Here is a 21,910-nt window from a genome sequence, read left to right on the forward strand (position 1 = left end):
ATTTTGTTTTAAAGTTTAAAAAACTTTTCTAAATATAAAGCTACACCATTTTCAATATTTTTAGGTGCAGTATTATTTATCTCCCTTTTTACTATTTCCTGAGCATTTTCCATAACTACTGGATGACCAACTTTTCTAAGCATATCAAGATCATTTTCTCCATCACCAAAAGCCATGATTTTATTCATATCTATTCCAAGCTGTTGAGCTATAACTTTAAGTGCATTTCCTTTACTGCACTCCTTAGGAACTATATCAATACATTCAGGATCAGAAATAGTTATTTCAACTACATCAGAAAATTTTTCTCTCAGCTCTTTGTTTACTTTAAGAATGATATCAGCATCTTCTACTATTATTATTTTATGAAGGGCAGGACAATCTTCAATATCACCAAGAATGTGTTCTACAAAGTCAAGTCTTCTGCTGTAATCATTTTTATCATATTCATCTCGGTAGAAATCATCATCAATAAATCCATTATATGCTATTTTTCTTTCTCTTAAAAGTTTTATTATTTCTTGAGATGTTTTTTTATCAATAATTTTTTCAAATATACTTTTTTCTTCTTTATCATATATGTTGGCACCATTGTTACAGATAAGATAAATATCTAATCCTATATCTTTTTTCAATCTTATAGCAGAGGCTCTTCCTCTTCCAGTAGCTATAGCGAACTCAACACCATTATTGACTAGTTTTTTTACAGCTGTTTTTGTATAATCAGTGATCTGACTTTCCATATTTAAAAGAGTTCCGTCTAGATCTGATACAACTAATTTCATTTTTTGTTTCCCCCTGTCCTATATCTGATTTATTTTTTTCAAGTATTATTTTTATATTTTAACCTATTATGATAGTGAAAGTAAAGAGAACAATTAATTAAAGAAATGAAAAAGAGACTCAAAATGTTTTTGAGCCCCTTGATATTTTTTAATGGTTGGAAGTTATTATTTTTATCTTAATTATTGTGGTTTGTTTACAAGATTTTGGTCGTATTCAACTCTTGTTCTCATTGCTGCTGTTCTCATTCTTCCTTGTTCATTTGCAATTTCTGTATTTAGTTTCTCAACTTTGTTCCAATCAGGTTTATCTTTGATAAGTTCTTTTCTGATTTCTAATCTTTTTTCATCCATAACAAGTCTTGATCTTTCCATTTCAGGACTTCTCTTAAATCCATTTTGATTAGTTCCAATACCACCACAGTATGAACCAGAGTGATGTCCTCTTTTCATCATATTATTTCCATCCCAGTTTTGGTGTCCTCTTGCAAATGCAGTAGCTCCTAAAGCTAATAACATAATTCCTACTATTGTAAATTTTTTCATATTTATCATCCTCCATGTATTTTGTTTATCTTTATGTAAGAAAATAATATCATGTGATTATGACCTCAATATGTCAAACCAAAAAGTAAATTTTTTATTCTTTAAATTTATACCACAGGCAATTTTATTTAACTCCATAATTTTTTTTACAATAGAAAGTCCCAATCCATTTCCTTCTATACTTAATTCATTAGCATTGCTCCCACGGGAAAAGGGTTCCCATAGTTTGGAAATATCTCCAGTACTTTCTCCAGCTATACTGTTTTCAATACATATTTTTCCATTATCTTCATAGACAGAGATGATGTTATTTTCTTTAGAATATTTTAAGGCATTTTGAATAATATTATCAAAAGCTATTTTAAATATTTTTATATCACAGAAAACTTTTTGATCTTTGATTTCTATATCCCATTCTATATCTTTTTCTAATTCAAGCATTTCATATTTTTCAATACTTTGTTTTAAAATCTCCAGAATTACAATTTCTTTCATTTCTAATTTTATTCCTGGAGAAGAAAGTCTTGAAATAGTGAGAAGATTTCCAACTAGTTCATTCATATCCATACTTTCTTTTGCTATTGCTCTATAGTACTGAGATTTTTCCTGATCAGTCTTAACTATTCCATTAATAAGAGCTTGTGCATAAGTGCTTATAACTGTAATGGGTGTTCTTAATTCATGTGAAGCATTAGAAGCAAAAGCTTTTAAATTTTCAATGGAAAGAGAAAGATTATCAGACATTTTATCAATGCTTTGACTTAATTCTCCTATTTCATCTCCACTTTTAATTTCAGTTTTTTCAGAAAAATCCAGCAGAGATATTTTTCCAGCTACTCTATTTAGTTTTTTGATATTTTTAGTTATCTGTTTAGAAAAAACTCTTCCTATTACCATACTTAGAAGTACTGATGTTATAGTAGTAAGCAAATTAAATATATACATTTCATGCTTGTGTGCACTCATAACAGACAGAGAAGTTCTTAAACCAAGTATACGCCCATCAGGGAGTACTTCATTATATACAAGGAGCTTTATATTTGTTCTTGAAATATTTGTAACATTAAAACCCGTAGGAGGAAGTGAATTATTATGCATATCTTCTCTTTTACCTCTCATCATTTTATGCATATTATTTCTTTTAATTATGGCTATATCTATACCTTCCTTATCTCTGAGGTCTTCTGCATATTCTTTGAAAATCTCATCATCATTTATAAAAGATTTAGAAATATTAACTGCTTCCATCATTTTTTCTTTTTTTCTATATACATAGAAATCATCCAAGAAAAATATATTGAGGATATATCCAGTTAAAACAGTAAATATAACTATAAAAATTGAAAAGATAAAAATTTTTTGGAAAAAATTAACTTTTATTTTCATCAAATATGTACCCCATTCCTCTTACAGTCTTAATCATCTCACTATAGTTTCCAAGCTTTTTTCTAAGCCTTTTTACTAAAGTGTCCACCACTCTGTCATCACCTTCAAAATCAAATCCCCAGACTTCATTTAAAAGAACATCTCTGGAAAAAATTATTCCTTTATTTTTTATGAGGTATTCTAAAAATTGAATTTCTCTTCTTGTGAGTTCAATACTTTCACCATTTACTGTAAGTTCTCCACTTCTAAAATCAAAAGAAAGATCATTAAATTTATAAGAGCTGTTTTCATCTATTTTAAGCATTTTTTTAATTTTTACACTTAAAACTTTTAAACTAAAAGGTTTTGTTATATAATCATCAGCTCCAATACTCAAACCTTTTAACTCATCAATTTCAGAATCTCTTGCAGTCATCATTATTATAGGAATATTTGATTCTTTTCTTATGTTCTGGCAGACTTCCCATCCATTCATCTTAGGAAGATTTATATCAAGTAATATAAGATCAGGATTATGTTCATAAAACATATCTAGAGCAGTTTCTCCATCTAATGCTTTATAAGTAAGAAAAGATTCTTCCAGTAAAGTATCTTCTATTACTTTAATTAAATTTTTTTCATCTTCTACTATCAAAATTTTTTTTGTCATATTTTATCTCCATATTATTTTAATTTTTTATTATCAGTATGGGCAGAAATATGATTTAAATCATATAAAATATCTGATAAAATTCTGTTAGGTATTTTTGAGAATGGTTCAGCTTTATTTTCTTTAATATTAAGAAAATCTACAGATGAAATATATGCTGTTTTATTATCATCCTTAGAAGTAGAATACCCGATTTCTAATTTAATAGCCAGATTATCTTGAGGATATGGTTTAATAAAAATATTTTCATTAATTTTTTCCCATCTATTATTAATAAGAAATTCATATATAGTATTATAACAAAGGTATTTGTCAAGAAAATGACTTATCTCTTTTTTATAAGTATCTTTGTTTTTTAGTTTGTATACTTCTATATCAAGCTGTTTGAACTCTTGGACAATACCGTTTTCTTTAAAATAATTTTTGAAATTTTTTAAAATTTCTCGAGGCATTTCCATAGGATGAGCTATTTTAACTTTATTTGATTTTAAAATAGAAATCATTTTACCTTCCAATGTGAGAAAAGAGTTAGCACGTGTAAATCCATAATTATGCTTATCTATTTCAAATATAATATTTTTTGTAATAAAAGATGTAAGAGGATTTTTGCCTAAAGAAAATATTTCAGAATGTATTAATTCTTTTCTCGTATTCATAGCATATTTTAGATATTCTATTAAATCTTTTATAAGGATATTATAGTTTCTAACAGCTTCATAAGCCTTCATTATATATTTTTCCCTTTGAAAACTCTGTAATTCTCCAGCATTATATTTTTTTAAAACAAGTTTATCTGGAGGAATAAAAGTAATATATGCTGCAGTGATACCATCATCTTTTGTAAAATTTCTCAATAATGGCTGATGTTCTTTATCCAATTTCAATTCTAAAAATATTCTTGAAGAGAATCCAATGTTGTCTAAAAAATTGTTTAATGCAATATTAGTTATTTCAGACTGAGTTCTTGTCATCAAATCATCAGTTTTAGCATGATATCTTATAGTATCATAAACATTTTCAATAGATTTATCTAAAATTTTTCCATAAGGGAGAAGAGAATAGCAAAGCAAAGCTTTTTTATTCTGTTTTTTTATCTCCTTTTCTAAAGAATCAATATCTTTAAAGTTAAAAATACCAGCTAAAGAGGCTACAAATCTTTCTAAAACTTCAGATTTTGGAAGACTGTTTTTATAAGAGTCATAAATTTGTTCGAACTCTAATTCTCCTAATAAATTTTGAAGTTGTTTAAACCAATTTATATCAAATCTTCCTTTTTCAAACTCTTCAGGTCTTATAGAAGTATACTTTAAAATATTCATTCTATTCTCAAGATTTTTTTCATAATTTAAATGAGCTTTGAAAAACCAGTATACTTCATCTAAATATGGATAATTAAGATATTCAGATAACAATGGTCTCCATTTAGGAAAATGAACTGCTGTAAATAATAGAGATTTTTTAAGTGAATAAGGATTATCTAATAAAGAAGCCAGCTCTCTTATAGTTTCCACTGTATCGTTTTTAAGTGGAGATGAGATAGATAAAAAATAATTTAAAGTGTCTTTTTTAGATGAAGGTTTTGATGAAAAACTAGTTGAAATATCAATTCTTTCATATTCCATCAATTCTAATATAGAGAAAAGGAGAGAAGCTCCTTTTATCTCTTTTATTGCAGGAACTAGATGAGTGAGATCACTTTTTCTTATTTCATTTTTTCTGCTTATTTCAGATTTTACTATGGTTGAAATTATTTTTGTTTTTGCATTAGGGTCAAAAGAATATTTTCTTCTTTCTTCAGGAGACATATCAAAAAAATCTGAAAGCAGATTAAAGCTATTTTCTTTTTCAATAAGCTCTTTATATACCCCATCTGTTGAAATAAGCTTCATATCAAAAGCTCTTAAGAAATGAGTTATATTTAATCTTTTTGTTTCATAAAGCTCAACAGTATGAGAAAAAATGTAATAACTATAGAAAAAGACTCTGAACATATTTATATTTTTCAAATCTTTTTCAGATATAAGATCAAATAAGGCTTCCATAAAATGAAGTATTTGAATATTTTGGAAATCTTCTTCAGACAAAGTTTTAAAGAAACAATTTATTATATCCATTTTTACATTAAATATTTCTTTAGAATCAAACTTAGAATAGAGTTTATTCATTTTTTCTAATATTTTTTCAGAAGTAATATCTTTTTTTCTTGTGAGAGCAGAAATTTTTTTCATTTTTTTTAAATTAAAGTTATTAGACATTAAAAAGTAAAAAGCAGAAGAATCATCATCAACTGATTTAGGATTTAAGTCAAAAAAATTTTCAAAATTTAAGGCAAAATCTATCTCCAATAGATTCTTTAATGAAAAAATTTTTGAAAAATTCCTAGATGAAAAATTATTTAATTCAGCTTCCCATTTTTTTAAATCTATATTAAAAAATTCTTTAATGGAAGAAATTTCACTAGTAATTACACTTGATGGATCAAAAAGAAAGGGTGTTTTTTGTGAATTATATATTCCAAATCCACCTTTTCTTGCTAATCTTTTTAAGAAATTTTTTTCTTTTTCAGTTGCTTCTTCATAATCTTTAAATTCATGATTATTATTTATTTTTTTTCTATTTAGAATAGCATCTTTTTTTCTCTTATATTCTTGAAGATAAGAATTGAAAGTGTTGTCATTACGAAGACGTTTTAAAAATATTTCAGCTGCAATTTTTTTTAGAGAATCATTTCTAGTAAGAACAATTTCACTTACAATTTCCATCATTAAATCTTTTTGAAATCCTAGAATATGTGTGGCAATAAATACTCTATGTGAAGTTCTTAAAGGAGTACTGAAGATATTTATAATAACTTCTTTTTCTTCAGAAGTAAGATTCCTTTTAGACTTTTTTATAGTAAATACTGCTCTTTCTTTTAAGAGAGAAGATCCCTCTTTTAAAAGAAAAAGAATGAATTGTTTTTGTCTTTCACTTCTTCCTTCTTTTACAAAATTAATGAAAAAGAAATAAATTGTTTCATCAGTTGAATGCATTACAATATCACATAATCTATCAATTTTTTCTTCAGAAAATCCATCATAAGCGATAATATCAAAAAGCTTATAAAATATAGTATTGGGATCTTTTATATATTCAGACCAGCAAAATGGTTTTTCATAAGAGTATATATATTGATTCATATCAATTGCTAAATTATAAAGTGCTTCAAAGTGCTGTTCTAAAGATGCCTTATCCTGTAAAAACATATTTTCAGAGAGAATTGTTGCATCTCTTTGCTCTTTAATTGAAAATTTTAGAACTATTTGTTGTTTTGGATAAGTAACTGAGGTTATATAGTTTTGAATAACATAATAAGCATATAGAGGTTCTATTTTCTTTTTTAATCTGTATACAGCAGCTTCCATTCTCTCATCTTCAGTTCCTACTAAATAAAGATAGTGAAGAGCATTTAAAACTTCTGTATTATTTCTACTTTTGTTTAAAAGAAACAGTTTTTCCTTCATCAAAGAAAAATCTTTTAAACCTTCAGCCCATAAAGAAAAAAATATATATTCTGATTCGTTTCCATAAGAATAGATTATATTTTTTTTACTTCCATCAGTAAGAACATCATTTATTGTAGTAAAAAATAATTTTATTTCTTCAGTATATAAAAATATTAATTTAACACCAGTCCAGCCGTATATAGAGTCTACAACTTCATTAGAAGAGTATAAACCATTTTCAAGAATAAAACTTATTAAGATTTTAAAGGCTTCAATATTTCCACATGAAGCATTCAATAGAATAGATTTTTTTAATTCAGGGAGTATATCTTCATTGAGGATAAGAGCAAATAATTTTAATTGAAGAGAAGAGTCAGAACTTTTTACTATTCCTCTCACTATATCATTTGTAATATCAGAATTACTTTCCTCAATATATTCTGATAAAAGAGATAAAAGCTTTTCATTGCCATTATCAATTTCATAGGCTATTATGTCCTCAAGAGTACAGCCATGAGGAACACTTTTTGATATGATAAAATTTAAAATGTTAAATTTATCATTCCATAATTTCAAAAGATTCCAAAGTTTAGATATTGCAGGATAAAGATAAAGTTCTGTATTTTTAGCATCTCTAAAAGCAGGTTTTAGAGGATCTGATTCATAAGTGAAATTTAAAGTATCTTCCCATATTTTAGTTAATATTTTTATAAATTTATCTCCATATATTATTTCAAGCTGTTTAAAAAGATTACTGTCAATTATGTCTAATAGGGAAGTGTGTTTATCCTTAAGTATCAATTTTTTTATAAAATCGAAAAATTTATTTTTATTTTCTAATTTTTGGTTTAATTCAAGCTGCAATTTATTAGTATTCACATTTCCCTCCAAAATTATTCTGTAAGTATCTTATTATATGAAATATTATAACATAGAATAGTTTATCCATAAATAAAAAATAAGAATGTTCTGAACTGTTTAATATTCAGAACATTCTCATTTAAAGTTATTAAAAATTTAATTTATATTTTTTAGAAGGTCTTCCAATAGAACCTTCTTCTAAAGTCATATCAGCTAAATTATTTTCTCTAAGTTTTGTCAATATTCTGCTGGCAGTTCTTCTGCTGAGCCCGATATATTCAGCTAGCTCTTCTGCTGTTATCCAGATATTTTTTTCATAGATTTTTAAAAGGGTTTCAAAGAGAGCTTTGGAAATATTTAATTTTCTTAATTTTTCATATATTCCAAAATCCCTGACATCTTTTTTTCTTAATCTTTTTAAAGCTGTAAACTTTCCTTTTTCAAGAAAATAACTGATTTCTTCCCCATATATTTCACTTTTTTCATAGGCTTTTTCTGCATTCAGTCTAGCTTCTGAGATACTATCCCCACATCCCCAGCCTACTGTTATCATACCTATTGTTGAAAAAATTTTTCCAGATAGATTTTCTGTAAAATCAGTGAAATCTTTTTTAATCATTATTATCTCGATTTCATTTCCTAGTTCATAAATTATTGAATTTTTAACATATTTTTCTAATATAGATTTATAATTTTTGTTGGTATCAAAATGTTTTAATTTTCCAACCACTATTTTTTTATCATCTAACCCTGCTATTTTTATTTCAGATATCATATGTTCTATGGTATCTTTTATATTATCTTCAGAAGGAAAAAGAAATATAAATGGAATTTTTTCCTTTTCAAGTTTTTCTGTTAGATTACTTAGTCTGGTAATAGAAAGCTGTATTTTCTTTTCTTTATGGAGAATAAAATGATTATGGAGTATTCTTTCATAAAGAATAGGATCTTCAATATTGAATTCAGTAGTAAAAGGCTCATCCCCATCAAATATATTTTTAAAATAAAAATCTTTGTTGCTTTTATCTATAAAATCAATATATACTTTTGAAAAATCTATATCATGTTTATTTTTCAGAATTTTAAAAAGTATTTGATAAAGCTCCTCTCTTTTTATTTCTAGAGAATATATAGGTTTAATAATTTTTTTTAATTTTCCCTCAAGAAATGTCTTTCCCAATTCACCACTTGTAAGGAAAACATCAAATTTGTGGAAATTTTTTTTATAGATATCCACAGTTTCTTCTAATTTTTCATAGATAAAGTATTCTACACAATATTTATCTGATTTATTTATTCCTTTCTTTATAAAAGGAAGAGAATTTTCAGGAGAAATTACTCCAATTTTTATCATGCGGTCTTTCCTTTTTTGTCCAGTCCAACTATGATTCCAAAGAATATTATTATTAGTCCAAGATTCAATAATACAGGAATCAGAGGACCATAAGCCAGACTGAGAGTGATACATGTTACCATAAGGATTGGTCCCATTAATGCTGTAAGAGAGAATCCAAGTGAATAATCTCCTAGTACAGGTGTAGAAAATTCTGGATCACATATCCTTAATAACAAAAGACCAGTAAGAAATACTCCAAGACAAGTTCCAAGCATTGCAACTGCTCTTTCAAAAGCATAGTTTCCTTTATAATATTTATATGAGAAGTATTTTATACACCACCATGTAGCTATGAATCCAAGTATCATCATTGCCATTATTGGAATAAAGTATGAAAATACTGCTCTTAAAGGAAGAGTAGCCACAGCACTTACAACTGCAAATTCAGTAAGCATACTTGTTATTTTACTTTTAACTTTAGTATCAACACACCATTCTAAGCCCCATTTTTTAATTACCTTCCATACAAGTATCATTATTACCATTGCAAATGCCCAAACAGAAAATGATGAAAGTACAGGAATTTTATATTTTTTTACAAGTGTAAGAATTATATATGAAACCCCACATACTGAAAATATTATTGCCACATGAAAAGCAAGAACATCAATTGATGAAGAAAGCATAGTTTCTCTTCCAATACTTGCTTGTTTGCTGATATCTGTATAGTAACCTCTTTTTAATTCCATAGGTATATCAGAAGGCTTTCTTAAAAGAGAAGTTTCTCCTTTACGGCATGCTCTATTGATTAGAAATATTCCAAATAATATTCCTCCAATAAGGCCAAAAGTAGCAGTAGTAGTAGCAATCCCTTGTGCTAAAGCCCAGTATTCCATATTCATTTCTTGGAGAGTTCTTCCTATCATACCAGCTGTTCCATGTCCTCCAGAGAATCCAGCATTCAATTCAACTCCAAAAGAACCATACAAATCAATATTGAAAAATCTTGTACACACAAAATTTACAAAATATCCTACTATCTCTTGCAAAAACGTTACAATAAAAAGTATTCCTCCCATTATCCCTACATCTCTTACCACGCCTTTTCCATTGCTACCTTTGAATTCCAGCCCTAAAGGAACTGCAGCAACTACTGGAACTATTAACAATCCAGGAAGAAGAGCCATCTCTTTTAACCAGGCAGCAGGAAGAGAGAAAGAAAATACTCTTCCTAAAACTTCTGGACCAAATATCAATCCAATAAATCCTCCTATAACAGAAGCAGGAATAAAGAGATTTTGGAATATTTTTACTTTAGATTTAATAAAAACTCCTAGGATAAGAAGAAAACTTAAATAACATAATACATAAAATATTTGCTGCATTATAACCCCCCTTTTTAAATTTTATAGTTCTATTGGCACTTTATCATACTTTAAAGGTGAAACATATTCCTCGTAATTTTCATCAAATTCTTTTTTAATTTTTTCATAAAGATCAGGATTTTCAAAAATATCAATAGCAGTTTGACCTAGTACCTGCCCTGCATATTTCATTCCTTTCATAGCAATACTATTTTTTCCTTGAGCTACCATCTGCCAAGAATGAGAAGGAGTCCCAAGGGCATAACATGCTGTGAATATCTGCCCTGTAGGCATTTTTTTACTTACATCTCCTACATCAGTAGAACCTGATAAAAGATAATTGAAGTTTTCATCATAAGGAATATTTCCTTTAAAAATGTATTCATTTAACATCATATCTTTAATATTTTTCCACTCTTTTCCACTAGCTTTTTCTATCCATCCAAATTCAGAAGTTATTTCTTTTTCAGAAAGGGTATCTTTAAATTTTTTAGCATAAGCAAGTTCTTCTTCAGTGTATTCTATATTTTCAAATTTTTTCAAATTTTTGAACATTATTTTTTCTATCTCTTTATTTCCTTTGTATTCATTAGTTCCTCTGTCAAAAACCATTTTTACTTTAGTTTCTGTCATTAAGGCAGCTCCTCTTGCAATGTTACATATTCTTTGAAATATATCTTCCACTTGATTTAATTTTGGAGCTCTTATAAGATATAATACTTCAGCATCAGGCTGTACAACATTTGGAGATATTCCACCAGTATTAGTCACAGCATAGTGGAATCTTGCTTCTTGTATTACATGTTCTCTTAAATAGTTAGCTCCTACATTCATCAACTCTACAGCATCAAGAGCACTTCTTCCAAGCTGAGGACTTGCTGCAGCATGAGAACCTCTTCCTTCAAATCTGAAATAAACCTGATAATTTGCCAATGTAGCTAGAGAAAAAACTCCATTATATGGAAATGGATGCCATGTAAGAGCTAAGTCTACACCTTCAAAAGCTCCATTCTTCATCATCCATGTTTTTCCTGAACCTCCCTCTTCAGCAGGACAACCATAAAATACAATAGTTCCATTTAAATTATTTTCTTTTAAATAATTTTTTACTATTTCTGCTCCATAAAGGGCACCAGCACCTAATAAATGATGTCCACATCCATGACCATTCATTTCCTGCTTCCCTTTTTCTTTGTGAGTAGAATCTTCAGCTTGTGAGAGTCCTTGAAGAGCATCATATTCCCCAAGAATTGCTATCACAGGATGTCCATTGCCATAAGTAGCTTTAAAAGCAGTTTCTAATCCTCCTACACCCATTTCAACTTGAAATCCTGCTTCTCTGGCATATTGAGCTAATTCTTCTGCTGATTTATATTCCTTAAATCTTATTTCAGCATATTCCCAGATATTTTTTGCAACATCTTCAATAGTTTTTTTACTCATTTTTACCCCCTATATTTTGGACATTATTTTGGTCAAAATAACACTTTGTTTATTTCAAAAGAAGTATACTATATTTTTTTCTAATGTCAATTATATTATTTTAATTAAAATAATATAATTAATATATTTTTGTTCATATAATTATATTTTTTTAATATATATTTCTTTGTTATTAATATCTTTTTTGAGTTAATCTAAAAATATGATATAATATAAAACAAAGTAAAATTCAGGGGGCATAAAGTAAATGAGCACCAGAAGAGAATACTATGAAAAAGAGAAAAGTAAACTTAAAGAACTTATGATAACACTTCACTCTATTATAATTAAATCTCCTTATGCAGTTTCAGTAAAAGGAGCAGAGATAAATGTGAGTATAGCTTATGGAGTTTGTTTAAAATTTATAAAAAATATATTAAAAGAAAATGATGAAGTAGATTATATCAAAGTAGTAGATATAATAGATTTTGTCAAAAGAACAGCACTTTATCCAATGGTAGATAAAAGCAGTATAGATGAGAAAAAATTTGATATAGTGATAAAAGATATTGAAACTATTTTAAAAAATTGCAAATATATATCTGAATTTAGCCAAAAACAAATTAGGAGGGAAAAATGATTAATTCAGAAAATGAAAGATTTTTTTCTGAGTCATTTCCATTTTGGAAGGAGCTTTCTTCTTCTGAAAAAAAACTTGTAAAGAACAATACAGAATTAAAATTATATAAGGCTGGAAGTACTATTCATGATTCTACAGAATGTACAGGAGTTCTTTTAATAAAGACAGGTGAATTAAGAGTATATATTCTCTCTCCAGAAGGAAGAGAAGTTACCTTGTATAGATTGGGAGCAGGGGAAACATGTCTTTTAACTGCATCATGTATTTTAAAAAATATTACATTTAGTGTTATGGTGGATGCTGAGGTAGACAGTGAAGTATTTCTTATAAGTTCTTCTGCATTTAAAGAACTGAAAAATAATAATATACAAGTAGAAAGCTTCAGCAATGATATAATAAATTGTCATTTCTCTGAAACTATGTGGGCAATGGAGCAGATACTTTTTATGAGTTTTGATAAAAGACTGGCTCTTTTTCTTTTAGAGCAGAGTAAGGAAAAAGGAAGCGAAATTCTTAATTTTACTCATGAATATATTGCTAAAAATCTTGGAAGTGCAAGAGAGGTTGTTTCTCGTATGCTGAAATATTTTCAGACAGAAGGAATAGTATCTTTGTCCAGAGGAAGTATTATTATAAAAGACAAAAGTAAATTAGAAAAGCTAAAATAAAAAAAGGAGGCATTGTACCTCCTTTTTGATTATATTATTTTTTTCCTAATTCAATAACTTTATCTTTTGATACAAGTCCTACAGACTTTTCAACTGGCTGTCCATTTTTGAAAAGTAATAATGTAGGGATACTCATTACTCTAAATTGAGCAGCTAATTCTTCTTGTTCATCTATATTTATTTTAGCTATTTTTACTCCTGGAGCTAATTCACTTTCTACTTCTTCAAGGATAGGTCCCAAAGCTTTACAAGGTCCACACCAAGCTGCCCAGAAATCAACTAATACAGGCACTTCTGATTTTAAAACCTCTTTTTCAAAATTTTCTTTTGTTATATGTAAAATTGCCATACCATTTCCTCCTTTAATATATTTTTTCTTATTTATGTTTTAATTATACACCATATTTTAAAATTTGTCTGTGACTAAATCACATTAAATTAAAATTATATTTGAAATTTTTACATGAATAGGATATAAATTAATAATCAGAACTTTTTAAGGAGGAAATTATGAAAATCGTTATTTTAGATGGGTACACAGAAAATCCTGGTGATCTTTCTTGGGATATGTTCAAAGAGCTGGGGGATGTAACAATATATGACAGAACTCCACAGGAGGAAGTACTGAAAAGGATAGGAGATGCCGAAATTGTAATTACTAATAAAGTTCCTTTTGACAGAGAAAGAATGCTGCAGCTTCCTAATTTAAAGCATATAGCTGTAACAGCAGCAGGATATAATATTATAGATATAGAAGCAGCAAAAGAATTAGGAATAATAGTAACAAATACCCCTAATTATGGATCAAGTGGAGTGGCACAAATGACATTTGCTCATATACTGGAGATAACTAATAATGTTGCTCTTCATAGTGAGTCAGTAAAAAGAGGAGAATGGGCAAATAATATAGAATGGTGCTACTGGTATAAACCAATTATTGGATTAAATGGAAAAAGAATAGGAATAATAGGTTATGGGAATATTGGTAAAGAGGTAGGAAATATAGCAAAAGCTTTTGGAATGGATGTAGCTGTTTATGATAAAAATACTCATCCAGATGTAATTAATTTATCTCTTGATGAAATTTTTAAAACATCAGATATAATTACTCTTCATTGTCCTCTTCTGCCAGAAACTAAAAATCTTATCTGCAGAGAAAATATAGAGAAGATGAAGGATGGGGTAATAATAATTAATACATCAAGAGGACCATTAGTAAATGGAGAAGACCTTGCAGAAGCTGTCAAAAAAGGAAAAGTATATGCAGCTGGAGTAGATGTCCTGAGCAATGAGCCTCCTGCTTTAAATGATCCAATGGCAAACTGTGAAGGGATAAATGTAACACCTCATATAGCATGGGCAGCTATAGAATCAAGACAAAATATAATGGATATCTGCTTTGATAATTTAAAATCATATTTAGAAGGAAATTCCAAAAATGTTGTAAATAAGTAATATAAAAAGAGGATAAGTGAAAAGTTAATCTAACCTTCACTATCCTCTTTTGCATTAATTTAATTTTTTTTACTGTAATCTCTCAATCTTTTATACAGCATAGTTGCTGCTCCCTCTACCAGTCTTTCTTTTATAAAGTCATCTGATACATCTTTGAAATAATTAGTAGCTATCAATGTAGAAAAACCATGAGCATACATCCAGCAGTCTAGGAAAAGTTTTGTCTTAAACTCTTCATCCAGTTTATCAAATCTGCTGTCTTTAGACATTTCAACTTTTATCAGATCTCTAAATTCTCTCACAAGTCCACTGTATGAACTGTCTTTTAGGAAAATCGTATGGAAAAGCTGTTTTTCCTCTCTTGCAAACATACATACACCTATTCCTATATTGAGAAATATATATTCTGTATTAGGCTTTTTTACATATTCCATGAATACATCTTTAGCTTTATTTATCAGATCTTTTTTTAAGATATCCAATGAAGTATAAAAACTGTATATTGGAGCTGGAGAGGAATTCAGAGATTTTGCCAGATTTCTAGCAGTTATAGCTTCCAATCCATTCTGCTTGAACACCTCAAAGGCTTTCTTAAATATTTGTTCTTTTGTAAATATGGCTTTTTTAGGCACTGTATTCCTCCTCCATTTTTAATTAAAATTTCTTAGTAAATCCTAGTCCAACAGCACTTATGCTCTTATCATATTTTTGTTCAACAACTTGTGTTTTACCAGGGTATTTTTCTACATAGTTACCAGTTTTTCCATCATAGAAGAAGTGAGAAACTGTAGCCACCCATTCCATGGTATCATTTGGTTTATACTTTAATCCTGTACCTACCATGATAGAGTTTAAAGCATATTCTATATCATCATATGAATTTTTTTTAGCTCCAGTATCGGCATAGTTGACACTTCCTATCCAAGTCCATTTATCAGTCAGCTTATATTCTGTTCCAACTGCAATTTCCCAACCATTATCATATTCAGGGTCAAAGTGTTTAGAACCAAGAGTAGCTAGAACAGTACTTCCTTTAGTTTTATCCATTTTAGCATCTTTATTAAAATAGTAGTTTCCACTTAGAGCCATAGTCCATCTGTCAGTTACTTTATATGAAGCACCAGCTGCTAAAATAGCGGGTAAATCTCTTCTATATTTTGCTCCATCAGCATATTCAGGATAAAAATCAGAAAAACCAAGATTTCCTAAATTAGGAAATGAGGGATTAAGAGTAGAAAAATTTAGGTCAGCTTTATTTTCTGTGCCAGAAGCTTTAAAATTCATTTTTATTCTTGTATCATATCTTAAAGCTAGATTTAATCTGTCAGAAGCTTTATAGTTGAATCCAATCTGTCCCCCAAATCCCCAGGCAGTTCTTTCAGAATCAATATCAGCATGAAGAAGTCCATTGTTAAAATTAGTATTACCATGAGATACATTTAAATCTCCTTTAAGATTTCTCATTCCTAATACAGCTCTTGCAGCTATAGACATAGATAGTTTATCATTTATCATCCAAGCTCTACCTAAAGTATTTTGTACATACATATTTGTTCCTTCAGCTGAAGATCCTATATCTTTAGTATTTGGCAATAAACTATTCAGAGGAGAAGTACTTCCAATAATATCTGGAACTACAGCAATTCCTGCAACTCCATCTTTATACTCAAGATCTCCACCTCCACCTATTGCACCAAATGTCCAGAATATAGCTCTCTCATCTCTTACACTATATAATGCAAAGTTTGGAATAGGTTGGAATAAATCGGCTTCATAAGTTTTTCCTTTATATTTCATTTCTTCAGTACCAAATGCAATCTGCATTCCAGCATGAAAATATGCTCCTCTTTCTAATTGCATAAGACCAGCAGGGTTATAGTAAACTGAAACATTGTTAATCATACCGTTTTGTGCTTGGTTACCTAAATATTCAGGGGTATAAGTCTGAATATGGTCAATTGATGCAGCGTAAGCTCCTGTCCCCAATACAGCAGTTAGTGCAAGTATAACTAATTTTTTTCTCATTTTTCCTCCCACGAATTTATTATATAACATATGTAATATAACACTAGTTAGTTAAAATAAAATGAATAAAGCATTAAAAATTTTTAATGCTTTATTCATCATTACTCTTTATTATTCCTTTTCTGTAGGCATTCAGTAGCTTTTTCAAATCATTAATCTGATTTTGCAGCTCCTTACCTATATCTGTATCTTTAACTCTTATTCTATTCTGACTAGTGTTAACTATACGGCTGGAAGAGATTATATCTTTTCCTTCCTTTATAGCTTTTTCTGTTGATTCAAAAGGTGCATGAGAAACTAATTTCAATCCATATGAATTGTATATTAGAGTATATCCTGCAATACCTGTTTCAGGCTGATAAGCTCTTGAAAAACCGCCATCTATAATATACAGTTTTCCATTTGCTTTTATAGGAGATTCACCTTTTTTTACTTTTACAGGGACATGCCCATTTACTATATGAGAAATTTTAGGATTCAAATCGAATTCTTCCAGTAACATATTACAAGTTGCTTCCTCATTATAGAAAGTATAGTAGTTATTTTTCTTTTCAGTATGAGTAGCCTTATCCTCTATAAAATATCTTTCAAAAGTTTTCATAGAATCTTTACCAAACATAGGTGAATTTTTACCACACCACATATACCATACATAATCACAATTTAATTTTTCTTTGGCACTATTGGCTCTGTTAAAATATGCTTCTCTACATATTTTTTCAGCAAGATCTAAATACTTTCTTCCTTTAACTTTTTGACCTCTCACATTGACTGTTTCTAATTTGCCATCTTCAGTTAATGGAATACATCCATGATAAAGAAGGTTGGAATTACATCTTAGATAGATACTTCCCTTAGCAAAAAGAAATCTGATATGCCTTTGTAACTTTTCACTTCTCAAGAAAGCAAGTCTAAGGTTTTCCATAATTTCACTTTCTTCTGGAGTTAATTTTAAAGGGTTGTTAATATCAACAGTTGGAAAATTTTTATCTCTTAACTCATATTCTGTTCCACCAATTACTACAGTACCTTTTTGAAAATCAGTTTTCCTAAACATATTTCTATGACTCATTTCAAATTCTGGATTTCTCTCTATTACATTTCCCTCTATTTTCATCTGTATAACAGTAATAGCTTTATGTATTTGAGCTTTTAAAGGAGTAGTTTTATTCGTTTTGATTTTAAAATATTCACAAGGATCATTTGCATATTTTTCCATGGCAAAAGCTGCAAGAGGAAGAAGATTTATTCCATATCCATCTTCTAAAATGTCATTATTTCCATATCTTGCACATATCCTTATGACATTGGCGATACAGGCCTTGCTCCCAAGACCTGCACCCATCCAAAGAATGTCATGGTTTCCCCATTGAATATCCACATTATGATAATCTATAAGAGTATCCATTATGAGATGAGGACTAGGTCCTCTATCGTATATATCTCCAACTATATGGAGCCTATCTATTATAAGTCTTTGAATTAGATTGGAAACAGCTATTACGAAATCCTTAGCTCTTCCTATTGAAATGATAGTATCAATAATATTTGCTATATATTCTCTTTTATTTTTGAGTTCCTTTCTTTCATATATTATTTCCTGAATGATATATGAGAAATCTTTAGGCATAGCTTTTCTTACTTTAGAACTTGTATATTTTGAAGATACAACACTGCATACTTCAATTAAACGGTATATGATAGTCTTATACCATTTATCCATATTTTTAAGCTCTTTTGCAAGAAATTCTATCTTCTCTTTAGGATAATATATGACAGTAGCCAATTCTTTTTTTTCAAAGATGTTCAGGTCGTCCCCGAACACCTCATCTATTTTTTGTCTTACTGCACCAGATCCGTTTTTCAACACATGATTAAAAGCTTCATACTCTCCATGGATATCTGTAAGAAAATGCTCTGTTCCTTTAGGCAGATTCATTATTGCCTGGAGGTTGATTATTTCAGTAGCAGTTTCTCCAATATTTTTAAATTTAGTAGAAAGAAGAGTCAAATATTTTTTTTCTTGTTCTGCTATTTCTTTTTCTAATCCACTCATATGTTATCCCCTTTACTGAATAAATTTTCTATTTTTTGCTTTTGATATAGCTTTGAGCAGCAGCCACAATAGCTACAAGTACTCTAAATGGAGAACAGCTTACATAGTCAAGTCCAGTTTCTTCAAAGAAGTTAATACTCTTAGGATCTCCACCATGTTCTCCACATATACCAATTTCAAGCTCAGGATTAGCTTTTTTACCTAATTCAACACCAAGTTTAACAAGTTTTCCAACTCCTCTTACATCAATAGATGCAAATGGTTCAAGTTTGAAAATTCCATGCTCATGATATTCATCCATGAATTTAACAGAGTCATCTCTAGAAAGACCCATTGTAGTTTGAGTAAGGTCATTAGTTCCAAATGAGAAGAATTCAGCTTCACCAGCTATTTCATCTGCAAGAAGACAAGCTCTTGGAGTTTCCATCATTGTTCCTATTTTATATTCTACTTTCATTCCTTGCTCTTCAAAAACTTTATCTATTTCAGCTTTGATATTACCTTTGATAAATTTAAGTTCTCCAACACCTATGATAAGAGGAATCATGATTTCAGGTTTAACTTTTATTCCTTCTTTTTCACATTGAATAGCAGCTTCAATTATTGCTCTAGCCTGAGTATTGTAGATTTCAGGATAAGTAACAGCAAGTCTACATCCTCTATGTCCTAACATTGGGTTTTCATCTTTCATATTTCTTATTCTTCTCTCAATTTCTATTAGAGGAAGATTTAATATCTCAGCCATTTTTTCTTTATCTTTTGGTTCTTTTGGCAAGAACTCATGTAGAGGTGGATCAAGAAGTCTAACTATTACTATTTCATCTCCAACTATTTTGAAAATGTTATAGAAGTCTTCTCTCTGCATTTCCAGCATTTTTTTCAAAGCTTCTGCTCTTTCTTCAGGATTATCACTCATAATCATTCCTCTGATAGTCCAGATCTTATCTTTTTGGAAGAACATATGCTCAGTTCTGCAAAGTCCGATTCCCTCTGCTCCAAATCCTTTTCCTAAGAAGGCATCAGCAGGAGTATCAGCATTCATTCTTACACCCATTCTTTTTATTTCTTTACACCAAGAAACAAATTCTTTAAGATTATCATCAAATTGTGGTTCAGTAAGTTTTACTTTACCTAAGAAAATTTCACCAGTGTATCCACTTATAGAGATGAAATCTCCCTCTTTAACTGTGTATCCACCAATATACATTTCTCTTTTTATGTCATTGATTTGAATTTCTCCGCATCCAGTAACACAACATTTACCCATTCCTCTTGCAACAACCGCTCCATGAGATGTAGCTCCACCTTTTACAGTTACAATTCCCTGTGCAAGACTGATACCTTTAATATCTTCAGGAGAAGTTTCTTCTCTTACAAGGATAGAAAGTGCTCTAGTTTCAACTCTTTCAGAAGCGAACATTACTCTTCCTATTGCCACTCCAGCTGATCCAGGAAGTCCTTTTCCAAGAAGTACAGCAGTTTTAGTAGCTTCTGGGTCGAAGTTTCCATGTAATAATTGAGGAAGTACACTAGGGTCAACTTTCATTATAGCTTCTTCTTTAGTAATGATTCCTTCATTAACCATATCAACAGCAATTTTTACAGCTGCATAAGGACTTCTTTTACCATTTCTTGTTTGAAGAAGATATAGTTTCCCATTTTCAATAGTGAACTCAATATCTTGCATATCTTTGTTATGATCTTCTAAAACTTTAGCAAGTTTAATAAACTGATCATATATTTCAGGAAGCTGTTCTTTTAATTTAGATATAGGTTCAGGAGTTCTTATACCAGCAACAATATCTTCTCCCTGAGCTTTTAACAAATATTCACCAAATACTTCTTTGTCACCATTAGAAGGGTTTCTAGAGAAAGCAACACCTGTACCAGATATTTCATTAAGATTACCAAACACCATCTCTTGAATTACAACAGCAGTACCCATAGCATCATCTATTCCATTTATTTTTCTATAAAGGATAGCTCTGTCATTTTCCCAAGAATTAAATATAGCATTTACTGCCATAAATAATTGTTCTTTTGGTGATTCAGGAAAATCTTTTCCAGTTTCTTTTTTGTATAACTCTTTAGATGCTTTAATTATCATTTTATATGTTTCTATTTTATCTTCGTCTTTTCTTTCAGCAAAAAACTCTTCTTTTAATTTAAAGAAATGTTCTTTTTCGATTCCCATTACTATGTCAGAGAACATTTGAATAAATCTACTATATAATTCATAAACAAAAACTTTATCTTTGAATATAGCTATCATTTTTTCTGCTGTATTATCATTCATTCCAAGATTTAATATAGTGTCCATCATACCTGGCATAGAAACAGGAGCACCTGATCTAACAGATACTAATAGAGGATTTTCACCTTCAAATCTTTTTCCAGTTACTTCTTGTAAATATTCTAATTTTTCTAGAATTTCACTCTCCAGCTCTTTTGTAATTTTCTTTCCATCTTTAAAAAATTCTTTACATGCAGTAGTAGAAACAATAATACCTTCTGGTATAGGAAGGCCTATTTTTTTCATTTCAGAAAGGTTACCACCTTTTCCACCTAATATGTTTATTAAATCCTTACCACCTTCATTAAATGCATAAACTTTTTTCATTTTTCCTCCTTAATTCTTAGATAAAGTTTCCATGAATAATTTTGCTATATTAGTTTTAGTCAAACGTCCTACAGTATGATAGATTTTTTTTCCACCTTTTTCTTCGATTCTTACTACAGGGAGAGAATCTATCTGATGCTTAATAAGTTTTTTTACACTTTCAAGAATTGATTCATTTTCTTCTGCATAAATTATATTCGGCATTCGGGTCATTATGATATTTATTGGAATTTTCTCTATATCAGTTCTTCCAATAGCAATCTTTAAAAGATCCTTTCTTGAAACAACTCCTACCAGTGAACCTTGATCAGTTATGAAAATAGTTCCCACATCTTTGGAAAATATATTAAGTATAGTTTCATAAACTGAAAGATTAGTGTCTACAGTAATAGAAGGGCCCATGATGTCTTTTACTTTTTCAGAATCTTTTTTTTCAATGTAACTGTATCCAATTTTAGGTTTAGATTCCAATATTTTCATTCCAGTAAGTATTGAAAAGTCGGTTCTTAAAGCTGATCTTGTCAAATATAGCCTTTCCCCAATTTCTTTTCCAGTAATTGGTTGATATTTTTTTACAATATCTATAATCTCTTTTTGTCTTTCGGTTAGTATCAA

At 29.2% G+C, this 21,910-nt stretch carries 17 protein-coding genes; 3 read left to right on the forward strand and 14 right to left on the reverse strand.

Annotation, left to right across the window (positions count from 1 at the left end; translation table 11 throughout):
- Positions 1 to 8 precede the first annotated feature (8 nt).
- From E0E45_RS01240 to E0E45_RS01275, 8 genes are all read right to left on the reverse strand, one after another.
- The gene (locus E0E45_RS01240; protein ID WP_130889470.1) at positions 9 to 785 is read right to left on the reverse strand and encodes a Cof-type HAD-IIB family hydrolase; all 777 of its coding nucleotides are present in this window, start codon (positions 783 to 785) and stop codon (positions 9 to 11) included.
- A gap of 180 nt (positions 786 to 965) precedes the next feature.
- Positions 966 to 1,328 carry a hypothetical protein gene (locus tag E0E45_RS01245; protein WP_130889471.1) on the reverse strand — a complete coding sequence of 121 codons (363 nt, stop codon included), beginning with the start codon at positions 1,326 to 1,328 and terminating at the stop codon, positions 966 to 968.
- A 57-nt stretch (positions 1,329 to 1,385) separates the two neighbouring features.
- Positions 1,386 to 2,714 (reverse strand): HAMP domain-containing sensor histidine kinase, encoded by a 1,329-nt coding sequence (locus tag E0E45_RS01250; protein ID WP_130889472.1) that lies wholly within the window; start codon positions 2,712 to 2,714, stop codon positions 1,386 to 1,388.
- Complete coding sequence (locus E0E45_RS01255; RefSeq protein WP_130889473.1) at positions 2,698 to 3,363, reverse strand: response regulator transcription factor; 666 nt, start codon at positions 3,361 to 3,363, stop codon at positions 2,698 to 2,700. The genes E0E45_RS01250 and E0E45_RS01255 overlap by 17 nt, the downstream gene beginning before the upstream one ends.
- Before the next feature lie 14 nt (positions 3,364 to 3,377).
- Positions 3,378 to 7,727 carry a DUF5724 domain-containing protein gene (locus tag E0E45_RS01260; protein WP_130889474.1) on the reverse strand — a complete coding sequence of 1,450 codons (4,350 nt, stop codon included), beginning with the start codon at positions 7,725 to 7,727 and terminating at the stop codon, positions 3,378 to 3,380.
- A gap of 130 nt (positions 7,728 to 7,857) precedes the next feature.
- Positions 7,858 to 9,063 (reverse strand): helix-turn-helix domain-containing protein, encoded by a 1,206-nt coding sequence (locus tag E0E45_RS01265; RefSeq protein ID WP_130889475.1) that lies wholly within the window; start codon positions 9,061 to 9,063, stop codon positions 7,858 to 7,860.
- Positions 9,060 to 10,430 (reverse strand): sodium/glutamate symporter, encoded by a 1,371-nt coding sequence (locus E0E45_RS01270; protein WP_130889476.1) that lies wholly within the window; start codon positions 10,428 to 10,430, stop codon positions 9,060 to 9,062. The genes E0E45_RS01265 and E0E45_RS01270 overlap by 4 nt, the downstream gene beginning before the upstream one ends.
- A gap of 21 nt (positions 10,431 to 10,451) precedes the next feature.
- Positions 10,452 to 11,852, reverse strand: coding sequence for an amidohydrolase (locus E0E45_RS01275; protein ID WP_130889477.1), 1,401 nt, complete (start codon positions 11,850 to 11,852; stop codon positions 10,452 to 10,454).
- Positions 11,853 to 12,099: 247 nt separating this feature from the next.
- Between E0E45_RS01275 and E0E45_RS01280 the strand changes: the two genes are divergently transcribed.
- A complete protein-coding gene (locus E0E45_RS01280) occupies positions 12,100 to 12,471 on the forward strand; it encodes a hypothetical protein (protein ID WP_130889478.1) in 372 nt (123 codons plus the stop codon).
- A complete protein-coding gene (locus E0E45_RS01285) occupies positions 12,468 to 13,139 on the forward strand; it encodes a Crp/Fnr family transcriptional regulator (protein WP_130889479.1) in 672 nt (223 codons plus the stop codon). Before E0E45_RS01280 ends, E0E45_RS01285 begins: the two co-directional genes overlap by 4 nt.
- A gap of 34 nt (positions 13,140 to 13,173) precedes the next feature.
- Here the strand turns inward: E0E45_RS01285 and trxA are convergent, their stop codons facing one another.
- The gene (gene trxA, locus E0E45_RS01290; protein ID WP_130889480.1) at positions 13,174 to 13,488 is read right to left on the reverse strand and encodes a thioredoxin; all 315 of its coding nucleotides are present in this window, start codon (positions 13,486 to 13,488) and stop codon (positions 13,174 to 13,176) included.
- Between the two features lie 161 nt (positions 13,489 to 13,649).
- On the opposite strand from trxA, the gene E0E45_RS01295 reads away from it, so the two are divergent.
- Entirely contained in the window at positions 13,650 to 14,594 is a 945-nt protein-coding gene (locus E0E45_RS01295) for a D-2-hydroxyacid dehydrogenase (protein ID WP_130889481.1), read from the forward strand.
- A 59-nt stretch (positions 14,595 to 14,653) separates the two neighbouring features.
- On the opposite strand, the gene E0E45_RS01300 is transcribed toward E0E45_RS01295, so the two are convergent.
- From E0E45_RS01300 to E0E45_RS01320, 5 genes are all read right to left on the reverse strand, one after another.
- Positions 14,654 to 15,226 carry a TetR/AcrR family transcriptional regulator gene (locus E0E45_RS01300; protein WP_130889482.1) on the reverse strand — a complete coding sequence of 191 codons (573 nt, stop codon included), beginning with the start codon at positions 15,224 to 15,226 and terminating at the stop codon, positions 14,654 to 14,656.
- Positions 15,227 to 15,248: 22 nt separating this feature from the next.
- A complete protein-coding gene (locus E0E45_RS01305; RefSeq protein ID WP_130889483.1) occupies positions 15,249 to 16,619 on the reverse strand; it encodes an OmpP1/FadL family transporter in 1,371 nt (456 codons plus the stop codon).
- Positions 16,620 to 16,710: 91 nt separating this feature from the next.
- Complete coding sequence (locus tag E0E45_RS01310) at positions 16,711 to 18,675, reverse strand: fructose-1,6-bisphosphatase (protein WP_130889484.1); 1,965 nt, start codon at positions 18,673 to 18,675, stop codon at positions 16,711 to 16,713.
- 28 nt (positions 18,676 to 18,703) lie between these two features.
- Positions 18,704 to 21,295, reverse strand: a complete 2,592-nt coding sequence (gene ppdK / locus E0E45_RS01315) for a pyruvate, phosphate dikinase (protein ID WP_130889485.1) — start codon at positions 21,293 to 21,295, stop codon at positions 18,704 to 18,706.
- 9 nt (positions 21,296 to 21,304) lie between these two features.
- Positions 21,305 to 21,910, reverse strand: coding sequence for a CBS domain-containing protein (locus E0E45_RS01320; protein ID WP_130889486.1), 606 nt, complete (start codon positions 21,908 to 21,910; stop codon positions 21,305 to 21,307).

The sequence above is a fragment of the Fusobacterium ulcerans ATCC 49185 genome (genome assembly GCF_900683735.1).
Lineage (GTDB): Bacteria > Fusobacteriota > Fusobacteriia > Fusobacteriales > Fusobacteriaceae > Fusobacterium_A > Fusobacterium_A ulcerans_A.

Bases quoted from the DNA above. Each gene is read 5' to 3' on its own strand.
- ppdK (WP_130889485.1), bottom strand. From the start codon at position 21,295: ATGAAAAAAGTTTATGCATTTAATGAAGGTGGTAAGGATTTAATAAAC.
- trxA (WP_130889480.1), bottom strand. From the start codon at position 13,488: ATGGCAATTTTACATATAACAAAAGAAAATTTTGAAAAAGAGGTTTTA.
- E0E45_RS01270 (WP_130889476.1), bottom strand. From the start codon at position 10,430: ATGCAGCAAATATTTTATGTATTATGTTATTTAAGTTTTCTTCTTATC.
- E0E45_RS01265 (WP_130889475.1), bottom strand. From the start codon at position 9,063: ATGATAAAAATTGGAGTAATTTCTCCTGAAAATTCTCTTCCTTTTATA.
- E0E45_RS01275 (WP_130889477.1), bottom strand. From the start codon at position 11,852: ATGAGTAAAAAAACTATTGAAGATGTTGCAAAAAATATCTGGGAATAT.
- E0E45_RS01305 (WP_130889483.1), bottom strand. From the start codon at position 16,619: ATGAGAAAAAAATTAGTTATACTTGCACTAACTGCTGTATTGGGGACA.
- E0E45_RS01245 (WP_130889471.1), bottom strand. From the start codon at position 1,328: ATGAAAAAATTTACAATAGTAGGAATTATGTTATTAGCTTTAGGAGCT.
- E0E45_RS01310 (WP_130889484.1), bottom strand. From the start codon at position 18,675: ATGAGTGGATTAGAAAAAGAAATAGCAGAACAAGAAAAAAAATATTTG.
- E0E45_RS01255 (WP_130889473.1), bottom strand. From the start codon at position 3,363: ATGACAAAAAAAATTTTGATAGTAGAAGATGAAAAAAATTTAATTAAA.
- E0E45_RS01295 (WP_130889481.1), top strand. From the start codon at position 13,650: ATGAAAATCGTTATTTTAGATGGGTACACAGAAAATCCTGGTGATCTT.
- E0E45_RS01240 (WP_130889470.1), bottom strand. From the start codon at position 785: ATGAAATTAGTTGTATCAGATCTAGACGGAACTCTTTTAAATATGGAA.
- E0E45_RS01250 (WP_130889472.1), bottom strand. From the start codon at position 2,714: ATGAAAATAAAAGTTAATTTTTTCCAAAAAATTTTTATCTTTTCAATT.
- E0E45_RS01280 (WP_130889478.1), top strand. From the start codon at position 12,100: ATGAGCACCAGAAGAGAATACTATGAAAAAGAGAAAAGTAAACTTAAA.
- E0E45_RS01285 (WP_130889479.1), top strand. From the start codon at position 12,468: ATGATTAATTCAGAAAATGAAAGATTTTTTTCTGAGTCATTTCCATTT.